Here is a 12,084-nt window from a genome sequence, read left to right on the forward strand (position 1 = left end):
AATTTCCCTTACATTAGATAGATGATCGGCACGATAGTTGGGTACTTTTTGACCTTTCTAAAGATGTGCTTTCTGATCACTTGACGCACTTGTGACTCAAGTAGCCTTCCATCTTTTAGAAGCTCCTCTTTGACGTTGCTTAGGTATTGTTCTAGCACGCCCTCCATCTCTTTTCTAAACTCAGCGTCTTGCTTGTCACCTACAAGGCCGTAGCTGATGACGCGAGGCTTGTTGATGAGCTTTGCGCCGTGACGTGAAATTTGAGCGATTATCATGACGACACCTGCTTCGGCAAGGTTTTGTCTGTCGATGACGACGTCGTCTGCTATCTGTTTATTTATTTGATTATCTATGAAGACTTTGCCAGTTTTTACAGTTTTTACACGTTTTAGGTATTTTTGACAAACCTCCATCTGATCGCCGTCGCTCATTAGATAGATATTTCGCTCATCCACACCACAGCTAATGGCCGTCTCTTTGTGCTTTGCGATGTGGTTGTACTCGCCATGCACTGGCAAGAAAAATTTTGGTTTTATGAGGCGAAGCATCAGCTTTTGCTCTTCTTGTGCTGCGTGGCCGCTGACGTGGATCTCGCTAAAGTCTTGGTAAGCGACGCTCGCACCTGATTTTAGTAAGAAATTTAGCACCGTTGAGACGCTGTTTTCGTTGCCTGGGATCGCTTTTGAGCTGATTATGATCTGATCGGTCGGCTTTATCTTTATATATTTGTGCTCATCTGTCGCCATGCGGTAAAGCGCGCTCATAGTCTCGCCCTGAGAGCCAGTAGTGACGATAAGTACTTCGTCATCTTTAAATTTACCAACCTCGTTTGCGTCGATAAAAATTTTCTTATCAAGCTTGATGTAGCCTAGCTCCATCGCAGTGTATAAATTTCGCTCCATTGATCTGCCGATGACACAGACTTTGCGGTTGTATTTTAAGCCCCACTCGATCGCTTGATAGACGCGGTGGATGTTTGAGCTAAATGTGCTCATGATGACGCGGCCTTTTGCCTTTGAAAATATCGCGTCAAAGGTCTTGCCAACGCTGCTTTCGCTCTTTGTAAAGCCCTCTTTATAGCTGTTTGTGCTATCGCTTAATAGACAGAGCACGCCACGCTCGCCATAATACGCTAGTCTGCCAAGGTCTGTTGGGTAGCCGTCTATCGGTGTGTGGTCGATTTTAAAGTCGCCTGTGTGGATGATCGTGCCAGCCTTTGTCGTGATAGCAAGTGCAGAAGCATCGATGATAGAGTGCGTTATATGTATCCACTCGACCTCAAAGTCGCCTATGAGATATGGCTTTCTCTTTTCGACTGAGCGAAAGAGTGAGCGCTCTTGTTTTAGGCCGTGCTCTTCAAATTTATTATTTATCATGCCAAGTGGTAAAGGTGTGGCGTAGATAGGAAATTTAAACTCTTTATAAAAGTAAGGCACTGCGCCGATGTGATCCTCGTGTGCGTGAGTGATGATGACGCCTTTTATCTTATCTTTTATCTTGCGAACGTAGTCAAAGTCTGGGATGAGGATATCCACGCCGTGCATGCTCTCGCTTGGAAAGCTCATGCCGATATCAACGATGATGGCGCTGGTTTCTGTTTCAAATATCGTCATATTGCCGCCGATCTCGCCAAGACCGCCAAGCGGTGTTATGCGAATTTTATGCTCGCTTGAGTTTAGATACTTTAGTGGCTCAAGTCTTAGCTCGTGAGTGGCTTTGTTTGCCTCCATCGCGCTTGCGATGTCTTGTTGCCACTGCTCGTTGCCATTTAGCTTTGCAGGCAAATTTTTCTTTGGTTTTTTAGCCTTTTTAGGTTTTTCTTTTTGCTCTTTTGCCTCGTTTTTGGCTTCAGCTTTTGGCTCTTGTTTTGGCTTTTCTTTTTGCTGTTTTTGCTCTTTTGGCTTATTATTTTCGCCATTTTTGTTTTGATTTTTATTATTTCTTTGCTTTTTTGGGCGAGGATTTTGACTCTTTGGCTCGGTGTGCACTTCAGCTTGCTCTGCTGCAAAGAAGTTATCTATCACGCTTTTGCTTGCTAGTGAGGTTTGCTCGGTAGTTTCGCCCTCTTGTTTTGGCTTATTTTTTGGTCTAAATCTTCGTCTTTTGTTGTTTTTACTTTGGTTGGTTACAACTTTCTCTTCGTTTTTGTCGTTCATTATCTTCCTTTGTAATCTCAAATATCTTTAGATAAGAATCGACATCTAGCTCATGTGGACGTAAATTTGTGGCTAAGTTCATATTTTCAAAAATTTCTTCTAACGCCTTTTTGTCAAAATTTGTGTATAAATTTTTCAAAAGCGTCTTTCTTGGCGAAGCAAACGCAGCTCTTAAAAATGCTTTAAAAGCCTCGTATTGTTTTGCATCTTTGAAAATCCCGTCTTTGCCAAAAATCTTTTTTGTTTTTTGTAGTTTGATGACTGAAGATGTGACCTTTGGAGGTGGATTAAAAAGCTTTGCATCCACGTCAAACAAAAGCTCACACCTGCCTTGAAGTGAAGCGAGGATCGATAAAGCGCTAAATTCTTTATCCCTGCTCTTTGCACTAAATTTAAGAGCAACCTCTTTTTGTATCATCACAATAAGCCCAAGACATTTTTCGTCATCTATCGCATTTAGTATCATCTTCGTAGCAACGTAATAGGGCAAATTTGCGACCAAAAAGTAGTTCTCGCTACTTAGTCCGCCCTCTTGCTGCCACTGCTCTAAAGCATCTTTACAAAAAAGTTTTAATTGTCCATTTTGGATCTCATTTGCAAATTTGACCTTTAAAATTTGAAACAGCTCACAATCTATCTCAAAAGAGGTCGTCTTGTAAATTTGCAAAAGTCTAAATGTCAAATCACCTAAGCCAGGCCCAATCTCAACGACGTTTTCTACGTCCTTGGGTATCGCTTGGATGATCTTATCTAGTGTCGCTTTGTCTTGTAAAAAATTCTGTCCAAAGTGCTTTTTTGCCTTTATCATAGCCGCGATATTAGCCAAAGATTACTTATACAATGATTACAAGTTTAGTTTAATCATATATAAAATGGACTATAATCACTAAATAACAACAAAATAAGGCGCAAATTTGAGTAGGGCAAATACCTTAAAATACTTTTTATTATCACAATATTTAGAGCCAAAAACCTTAGACGAGCCAAAAAAGACAAATAGTAAATTTAAAAAATCAATGGACCTTGAGATCGCAAATTTCGATGAGAAATTTATGCAAATTTTAAGAGCGTTTGATAGGTTGCTTTTAAAAAATGGTGTGGAAATTTCGATTTACGGCGGCATTTTTGAGACTGACTTGCTTGCCCTTGCGATATCAAAGCTAGCAAAGGTGAAATTTGAAAAAGAGCAAATTTTAGAGGAGCTACGCTCTGAGCAAACGAGCTTTGAAAAGGCATTTTGTTATAAGCTTAAGCTCTCTGGCGATTTAGCGTTTTGTAAAAATGAGCAAAGTTTTGCTTTAAAAGATGCAAATTTAGATGATGAGCTAAGCCCATTTTTCACGCCAAACTCAACAAACGACCTTTTTATCCCAACGGCTCCTTGGGCGATGGTGCGCCTAAACCGCCTAAAAGAGATCAGCCAAAGCGACTTTAACAAAGAGTGCGAGCACATCAAGGATAAAATTTCTATCCATAAAGAGAAAATGAAGCTTAGCGACTATGTAAAAGCGGTGCACGAGGAGCTAAAAAGCTCGCTAAAGACGCCATTTTTCAAAGATGTGATCAGGCTTGAATTAAGGATAGCTGATCCAAATTTTAAAGATACGGACGGCCTTTTAAATAGCTTTTTTATAGATGATATAAATTTGCTTATCAAATTTTATGAATCAGGCAGGACGCACGAGCTAACGGATCAGTTTTTAGACGAGGGCAGTGAGAATAAATTTGAGAGGCTTGACGTTAGAGATGAGCTAAATCAAAGGGCGGTAAGGGACTTTTTTAAGGCTGAGCGCTACCCACGATCGGCTTTTGCAAGTGATTTTGCACTAAATTTCTCACAGCAAATGGCGCTAAACAATATAATAGAGAAATTTAAAGATGGAAATGGTGGAATTTACAGCGTAAATGGCGCTCCAGGCACTGGAAAAACTACGCTTTTAAAGGACGTGATGGCTGAGGTTGTCACGCTTAGGGCGATGAAGCTTGCGCAAATGAGCAGGCATGATATCTTCGAGCCAGTTTATGACAGCGATGAAAAGGCACTTTATTTTAGGCTAAATGACGAGCTTCAAGGCTACGAGATGGTCGTTAGCTCTTGCAACAACGGTGCGGTTGAAATTTTGAGTAAGGAGCTAAGCCAGTTAAAGAGCATAGGGGATTATGCGGGCGAGATTGATTATTTTAAATTTATAGCCACAAGGCTGCTCTCGGCTGATGAAAAGAGTGAATTTGGCGAGAAGTCCTTTATCTCAAAGCCAGCTTGGGGGCTATTTTGCGTGGCGCTTGGATCAAAACAAAATAAGTCAAATTTTGTTTTTAATGCGATTAACGGCGTAAAGATCGAGCCAACTCACAGCCAGTTTGACAAGATCGCAAGCGAATACGGCGAGTTTTTGGAGCAATATGGCTTTTTGATGGGGCTTGGCAAGTACCTTGCAGTGGGCGAGGGCGTAGATGACTTTGACGTGGCAAAGGAGAAATTTAACCTTGTACTTCACGAGGTAAATTTACTTTTTAGTGAGATCAGGATTAAAGAAGAGGAGCTAAAGAGCCTAAAAAGTGAGCTAGCTGATGTCGATAGGAGGCTTGAGAGCTACTACTCGGCTAAGCAGATAGAGGAGCTTTTAGAGCCTTTAGAGAACGAGCATGATGAAATTTTGGCTAAGCTGGGGGACAAAAAGGCGGAGGCAGAGGAGCTAACAAGGCTTGTTAGTCAAAATGAGGCTTTGCAGGAGTACCTAAGCACACCAGAAAAGCCGCCATTTTTTATCTTTCAGCAAATTTTTAAGACAGAGGCCTTTGAAAAGTATAATGACGAGGCGCTAAAGGTAGGCGAGATAAACCGCCAGATAGCCGAGCAAAATTTAAAAGCTAGCAGGCAAAATGGCGAGAGCAAAGAGAAAAACGAAGCAAGGCTAAATGAGCTAAAAAGCGAGATAGCAGAGCTTGAGAGCAGGGCAGCAGAGCTTAGCACTAAGATAAATCTTTACAAAAGGCTGCAAAGTGACTTTGCTAGACGTCAAAAGATACTTGGCAGGAGCGAGGAGCTAGATATCTTTCTAAACGGCAGCTTTAGCGAGAGCAACGAAGAGATGCAAAAGAGTATGCCATTTATGATGGAATTTGGCATAGACAAAAAATTTCACAAGACAAAGCTTTTTAAGGCTAGGATAGAGTTTTTTAAAGAGGCGCTAAATTTGCACAAGGCAGCGATATTTGCCTGCAAAGAGGCTGTAAGGACAAATTTACGTGCCCTTAGCGTTATCTTTAATGATGAGAAGATGGCTGAAAAAAACGGCCTTGATGCAAAACATAGACGTGAGATCATCAAGGGTTTATTTTTGCTAACGCCAGTTGTTAGCTCGACTTTTGCCTCGTTTAATAACACCTTTAAAGACCTTTTAAATGGCGATATAGGCATGCTTTTGATAGATGAAGCAGGGCAGGCAAATTTGACTAACGCGTTAGGCGCATTACTTCGCTCAAAGATGGCTGTGGTAGTAGGCGACCCGCTTCAGCTTGAGCCTGTCGTAACATTACCTGTTAGTTTAAATAATGCGATCCTTAGCTACTGCGAGGCAAAAGATGAGTTTAACCTGCTAAAGTCATCAGTACAGCTAAGAGCTGACAAAGCACAAAAGATCGGCACATATATAAAAGGTAGCGGCGAGAGTATCTGGGTTGGATCGCCACTCATTGTACATAGAAGGTGCGCTAACCCTATGTTTGAAATTTCAAACGAGACAACTTATGACGATATGATGATACTTGGACGAGATGGGGCTAGTAAATTTGCAAACACTAACGTGCAAACAAAGTGGATAGACGTTAGCTCTGGGGAGTGGATAGGTAACTACAACAAAGCCGAGGGTGAAGCGGTTAAAGAGCTCTTGGCGGGCGAGCTTGCTAGCCAAAATTATAACATCAGGATAATAACGCCATTTAAAGATGTTTGTAGAAATTTAAAAGGTGCTGGCACTATCCACACTATGCAGGGCAAAGAGGCTGATGTTATTGTCTTTGTGTTAGGCGGTGCGACAAATGGCGCTAGAGCGTGGGCTGCTAGCAAGCCAAACCTGCTAAACGTGGCGCTAACAAGAGCAAAAGAGGTTATTTACATAGTTGGAAACCGAGAAAATTGGGCGAGTTTGCCATATTTTGAGGTGGCAGCCAGAAAGATAGACAAAGGATAAATTTGAATCATTTCGCAAAACGCATAATCCCATGCCTTGATGTAAAAGACGGCAGGGTCGTAAAAGGTGTAAATTTCGTAGGACTTGTCGATGCTGGAGACCCAGTCGAGATAGCTAAAAGATACAACGACGAGGGCGCTGACGAGCTTTGCTTTTTGGATATCACAGCCTCTCACCTTGGTCGTGATACGATAATCGATGTCGTAAAAAAGGTCGCAAGTAAGCTTTTTATACCGCTAACCGTTGGCGGAGGCATACGCACGATCTACGACATCTCTCGCCTTTTAAATGCGGGCTGCGACAAGGTGAGCCTAAACTCATCGGCGATAAAAGATCCAAATTTGATCGACGAAGCGGCTAAGAAATTTGGCTCGCAGTGCGTCGTCGTGGCGATCGACGCTAAAAAGATCGAAAATGGTTATAGTGTTTTTATAAATGGCGGCAGGATCGACACTAAAAAAGATGCCTTTGCTTGGGCAAAAGAGGTCGAGTCGCGCGGAGCAGGGGAAATTTTGCTAACGTCTATGGATAATGACGGCGTCAAACAGGGCTTTAGTCTGGAGCTGACAAAGATCTTTAGTGCGCTTTCTATACCGACTATCGCAAGTGGTGGCGCTGGTAAGATGGAGCATTTTAAAGAGGCTTTTGAAGCTGGGGCTGATGCGTGCCTTGCTGCTTCGATATTTCACTTTGGAGAGATCGAGATAAAAAAGCTAAAAGAGTATCTTAAGGCAAACGGCGTTGAGGTTAGGCTTTGATGTTAGTTATCTCCGCTGGAAAAAATGAAATTTTTGACTTTGCCTTGCCGATGGGAGTGGGGCTAGTTGATATGGCGATAAATTTGACAAAGTTTTTGCAAAAAAGATCATGTGTGAGAGCTGATGATAAGAGCATAAATTTAAAAAATATTGACCCACATTATCTTGCAAAGATCGAGGCTAAATTTGCAAACTCATCAAACCCAGAGCTGCAAAACATAAGCCAAAATTTATCAAAAAATCCTGAGCTAAATTTATATCAGATGCCAGAAAAGATAGTTTTTGTCGGCTCGGCAGGTCTTTATAAAGATGGTGAAATTTTGCAAATTTATGAAAGCTCGGTTGGGGCAAATGTCGAAATTTCTAGCATAGAAAATAGATCTTATTCGCCTATCGAGTGTGAAATTTCTTCTATCGTTTCACGTGGAACTATCAAAACAAATTCATCAAATTTCATAACGACAGATAAAAATTTGGCTCATAAGATGTTTGAAAAGGGCTATTTTTTAGAAAATATGGAGTTTTTTTCTGTTTTAAAAGTAGCTCAAATTTTTAAAATTCCAGCTTATGGAATTTTCGTAGCGACAAATTTTTGCGATGAAAATGCGCATGCTGATTTTATAAAAAATCACGCAAAAGCCAAAGAGCTACTAACAAAATATGTAAAGGAAAATATGTGAAAAATTTGCTTGATCTTAGCATTGAAGAGTTAAAAGAGCTGGTCTCTCCCTCTTTTAGAGCGACGCAAATTTATGAGTGGGTTTACAAAAAAAATGCTACGGAATTTAGCCAAATGCTAAATTTGCCAAAAGATATGCGTCAGGATCTAGCCGAGAAATTTTACCTTGATCCTTTAAAATGTGTGAAATTTGAGCAGAGTAGCGACGGCTCGATCAAGTATCTTTTTGAGTTAAAAGACGGGCTAAAGATAGAGAGTGTTTTACTACCGATGAAAGAGGAGATCAGTGACGAAGATGGTAAGGTTAGCCGACACGCTCGTTACACTGTTTGTGTTAGTTCGCAAGTCGGCTGTAAAATGGGCTGCGCTTTTTGCCTAACAGCAAAGGGTGGACTTGTTAGAAATTTGACTGCTGGCGAGATCGTAGGGCAAATTTTGTGGATAAAAAGAGAGAATAACATACCATACGAAAGGCGTATAAATGTTGTTTATATGGGTATGGGTGAACCGCTTGATAACCTTGCTAACGTTAGTAAAGCGATCAAAATTTTAGCACTTAATGAGGGTCTAGCCATATCACCACGCCGTCAAACCGTTTCAACTAGCGGCCTTGGTAGACAGATAAAAAAGCTTGGCGAGATGGACCTTGGGGTCTTGCTGGCTATATCGCTACATGCTGTTACTAATGAGCTTAGAAGTCGCCTGATGCCGATAAATAAGGCTTATAATATCGAGGCAGTTATGGATGCTGTTAGGGGATTTCCTATCGATATGCGAAAGCGTGTGATGTTTGAATACCTTGTTATCAAAGACCTAAACGATAGTGTTAGTGATGCGAAAAAGCTGGTAAAACTGTTGCATGGTATCAAGGCAAAGGTAAATTTGATCTACTTTAACCCGCATGAAGGTAGTGAATTTGGCCGACCAGAGCTTACCAGCATGCTAAAATTTCAAGAATACCTAAGAGATCATGGCGTCACTTGCACGATCAGACAGAGCAAAGGGCTTGATATAAGTGCTGCATGTGGCCAACTAAAACAGCGAAATGAAAATCCAAAATTTAAAACTAACGTTAGCGATAAGAGTACAGCTAAAGCAGAAGAAAAACCAACTAACGATGAAACTAACGTGAGTAAAAAATGACAGCTCTTGATATCGCCGAGATAATTTTTATAGTGTTGGTTGCTGGTGTTGGGCTTGGACTTATCATTAAAGTTTTAAAAGATGAAAATAAAACTTCAAAATAAATTCTAAAAATTTGGCATGAAATTTTGAGGGTGAAAAACTAGAACCTAAAGAATGATTACCAAATTTTAAGTCGAAATATTTAACGATACTAAAAATTTAATTCTATTTTTCAATAAAAATTTTTGTTTCAAAACTAAAAGCAAAACTATGAAATTTTTATATATTATTTTTTAGAAAGACTTTTTAAAATTTAAATAGTTTGATTATTTGCTTCTTTTGCAAATTTATAAAACTCATTTTCGGCGTCAAATTTGCTTTTTATTTTGTAAAAAAAATCATCAAATTTAAATGAAATTTCGTCCGAGTGAAGTAAAAGCCTTTTTGCACCAGTTAAATTTATCCGTTCACGCTCGCTCATCTCTTTGTCTAAAATTTTCTCGATCTGCGGACGTGACAAACCATAAAGTGGTTCGCCAATGATCTTGTGTTTCACATGAAACAAATGCAAGCGAATTTGATGCTGCCTGCCAGTGAGTGGGATAGCCCGAATTAAAGTCGTATCGATGTCGTCAAAATACTTTATCGGCAAAATTTTAGTCACCGCATTTTTCCCATTTTCACAAATTTGCATTCGCATCTTCACATCGTCGTAGTTGTTCGCTAGATCCATTTTGGCATCGATCGTAAATTCTCGCTCGATCTTGCCCTGTACCATCGCGAGATAGCTTTTAGAAACTTCCCTGTTTTCAAAGATTTTCTTTAGTTTTATCGTAGAATTTCTATCTTTTCCTATAACTATCACGCCGCTTGTTTCAAAGTCCAGCCTATGTGCCACGCTCGCATCTCGCCCAAAAAGTGTGTAAATTTCATCATTTAGCGAGTAGTCGCAGTGTCTGCCATTTGGGTGGCTGAGCACCCCGCTTGGCTTGTCAAATACCGCAAAACTCTCGCACTCAAAGATCGGTTTTAGTCCCTTTGGCTCGGCCTCATAGTCGATCAAAAAGACATCACCAGACAAAATGGTATTTTTCTCGCTCACGACACTGCCGCCACAGATCAGCCTGTCTTTATTGATGAGGCGCTGGGTTTGGCTCATATTAAAGCCATTTTGCAGTAAAATTTCATAAGCTTTTTGATGATCTGCAGTGGCGATAAATTTATTTACATAGGGCAAAAATGATCCTTTTGAAAAATGAGCGAGCTATCTTAAGCCCAAATTTATAAGCGTATAACCGACATTTCAGCCCGGATTTTATATAATCAAAACTTAAATTTAGGAAAATTACAAGATGTGATTTCTGGCCCAAAAAGCCAAATTTATACTTTCAGGACAAAAGCAAACTAATACAAAAGGTTCAACAATGGTCGAAAGATACTCACGCAAAGAGATGGCTGAAAAGTGGAGCATACAAGCAAAATACGACGCTTGGCTCAAGGTAGAAAAAGCTGCCGTTAAAGCTTGGAATAAGCTTGGCTTCATAAGCGACAGCGACTGCGAGAAAATTTGCAAAAACGCTAAATTTGAGGTAGCTCGTATCGACGAGATAGAAAAGACGACAAAGCACGACGTCATCGCATTTTTAACAAGCGTCAGCGAGAGCCTTGGCGAGGAGAGCAGGTTTGTACACTACGGCATGACCTCTAGCGACTGCATCGACACAGCCGTCGCGCTTCAGATGAAAGAGAGCCTAGAGCTCATTATCAGCGACGTTGAGGAGTTCATGCAGGCGGTCAAAGACAGAGCAAATGAGCACAAGCACACGCTCATGGTCGGAAGAAGCCACGGCATCCACGGCGAACCGATAACTTTTGGCCTAGTGCTTGCCATCTGGTACGACGAGATCGCAAGGGCGCTAAAGCTCATCAAAGACGCAAAAGATACGATCAGCTATGGCAAGCTCTCAGGCGCTATGGGAAATTTAGCCCACGCTCCGATGGAATTTGAAGAGCTAACTTGCGAGGAGCTAGGCCTAAAAGCTGCTCCAGCGTCAAATCAAGTGATCCAGCGCGACCGCTACGCCCACGTGGTGAGCGCCATCGCTATCTTAGCTTCTACTTGCGAGAAGATCGCAGTTGCCATTAGGCACTACCAAAGGACTGAGGTTTATGAGGCGGAGGAGTACTTTAGCCCAGGACAAAAAGGCTCAAGCGCCATGCCGCACAAGCGCAACCCAGTCCTTAGCGAAAACATCACCGGCCTTTGCAGGGTGCTGCGCTCATACGTCACGCCTTCTCTTGAAAACGTCGCACTTTGGCACGAGCGCGACATCAGCCACAGCTCGGTTGAGAGATTTATCCTGCCAGATATGTTTATCACAGCTGATTTTATGCTGGTTCGCATCAAAAATTTGATAGCAAATTTGGTTGTCTATCCAGAAAATATGATGAAAAATTTAAATTTAACAGGTGGCCTAGTCTTTTCGCAACGTGTGCTTTTGCAATTGCCACAACGTGGGATCTCTAGAGAGGACGCCTACAAGATCGTTCAGCGCAATGCCATGAAGGTCTGGGCGGACTTGCAAGAGGGCAAAAAAGCGATAGACGAGCAAGGCCACAGCCTATTTTTACAAAATTTGCTAAACGACGAGGACCTAACTAAGAGCCTTAGCAAAGATGAGATCAAAGAGTGCTTTGACTACAACTACTACACCAAAAATGTAGATAGAATTTTTAAGAGAGTATTTAGATAATGATTAAATCAAAACATGATATGTTTTTAAATTTATAGCACAAATTAGTTTTAAGAGAAGTTGCTTGAGATCATCGGAAACATCAGATACATTTAATTTAGCCAATGAAAAACTAAAAGAAATTTTTGGCGATGATAATGTTAGTTGGTCTATTCCATTAAATGACGGTGAAGACAAACAAAAACATATTATAAAACAAGTTTGCCAAATAGATGTATCAGATAATAAAGTATTGCAAGATATTTTAACACAACACAATATAGAATTTAAAAATTGTGAATTTGGATTTTTAAATATAAACGATTTCAAAAATATAGAATTTGATAATTGTAAAATTGAAATGTTTGACTCTAATACATCTAATGTAAATATAAAAGAAAAATTAGTTTTTACAGAGTGCGAATTCTATTCAAAAACATA

At 40.6% G+C, this 12,084-nt stretch carries 9 protein-coding genes; 6 read left to right on the top strand and 3 right to left on the bottom strand.

From position 1 onward, the window contains the following. Positions 1 to 8: 8 nt before the first annotated feature. Complete coding sequence (locus FZ945_RS02385) at positions 9 to 2,156, bottom strand: ribonuclease J (RefSeq protein ID WP_187424144.1); 2,148 nt, start codon at positions 2,154 to 2,156, stop codon at positions 9 to 11. After that, positions 2,113 to 2,964, bottom strand: coding sequence for a 16S rRNA (adenine(1518)-N(6)/adenine(1519)-N(6))-dimethyltransferase RsmA (gene rsmA, locus FZ945_RS02390; RefSeq protein WP_148802237.1), 852 nt, complete (start codon positions 2,962 to 2,964; stop codon positions 2,113 to 2,115). The genes FZ945_RS02385 and rsmA overlap by 44 nt, the downstream gene beginning before the upstream one ends. A gap of 106 nt (positions 2,965 to 3,070) precedes the next feature. Between rsmA and FZ945_RS02395 the strand changes: the two genes are divergently transcribed. The 4 genes from FZ945_RS02395 to rlmN are packed head-to-tail and all read left to right on the top strand — an operon-like array spanning position 3,071 to position 8,929. Further along, positions 3,071 to 6,349 (top strand): DEAD/DEAH box helicase, encoded by a 3,279-nt coding sequence (locus FZ945_RS02395; protein WP_148802239.1) that lies wholly within the window; start codon positions 3,071 to 3,073, stop codon positions 6,347 to 6,349. Between the two features lie 2 nt (positions 6,350 to 6,351). Continuing rightward, on the top strand, positions 6,352 to 7,107 hold the full coding sequence (gene hisF, locus FZ945_RS02400; RefSeq protein ID WP_148802241.1) for an imidazole glycerol phosphate synthase subunit HisF: 756 nt from the start codon (positions 6,352 to 6,354) through the stop codon (positions 7,105 to 7,107). Then, positions 7,107 to 7,787 carry a purine-nucleoside phosphorylase gene (locus FZ945_RS02405; protein WP_148802243.1) on the top strand — a complete coding sequence of 227 codons (681 nt, stop codon included), beginning with the start codon at positions 7,107 to 7,109 and terminating at the stop codon, positions 7,785 to 7,787. Before hisF ends, FZ945_RS02405 begins: the two co-directional genes overlap by 1 nt. Continuing rightward, complete coding sequence (gene rlmN / locus FZ945_RS02410; RefSeq protein WP_148802245.1) at positions 7,784 to 8,929, top strand: dual-specificity RNA methyltransferase RlmN; 1,146 nt, start codon at positions 7,784 to 7,786, stop codon at positions 8,927 to 8,929. The genes FZ945_RS02405 and rlmN overlap by 4 nt, the downstream gene beginning before the upstream one ends. Before the next feature lie 295 nt (positions 8,930 to 9,224). Here rlmN and FZ945_RS02415 read toward each other — a convergent pair whose 3' ends face one another. Continuing rightward, positions 9,225 to 10,148, bottom strand: coding sequence for a pseudouridine synthase family protein (locus tag FZ945_RS02415; RefSeq protein ID WP_148802247.1), 924 nt, complete (start codon positions 10,146 to 10,148; stop codon positions 9,225 to 9,227). Positions 10,149 to 10,335: 187 nt separating this feature from the next. Between FZ945_RS02415 and purB the strand changes: the two genes are divergently transcribed. Together purB and FZ945_RS09735 are read left to right on the top strand one after the other, a co-directional pair. Beyond that, on the top strand, positions 10,336 to 11,664 hold the full coding sequence (purB, locus tag FZ945_RS02420; protein WP_148802249.1) for an adenylosuccinate lyase: 1,329 nt from the start codon (positions 10,336 to 10,338) through the stop codon (positions 11,662 to 11,664). A gap of 64 nt (positions 11,665 to 11,728) precedes the next feature. Then, on the top strand, positions 11,729 to 12,084 hold a 356-nt coding region (locus tag FZ945_RS09735), incomplete at its 3' end, for a hypothetical protein (RefSeq protein ID WP_187424145.1).

Origin of the sequence: Campylobacter concisus (assembly GCF_902460535.1) — a bacterium.
Lineage (GTDB): Bacteria > Campylobacterota > Campylobacteria > Campylobacterales > Campylobacteraceae > Campylobacter_A > Campylobacter_A concisus_AS.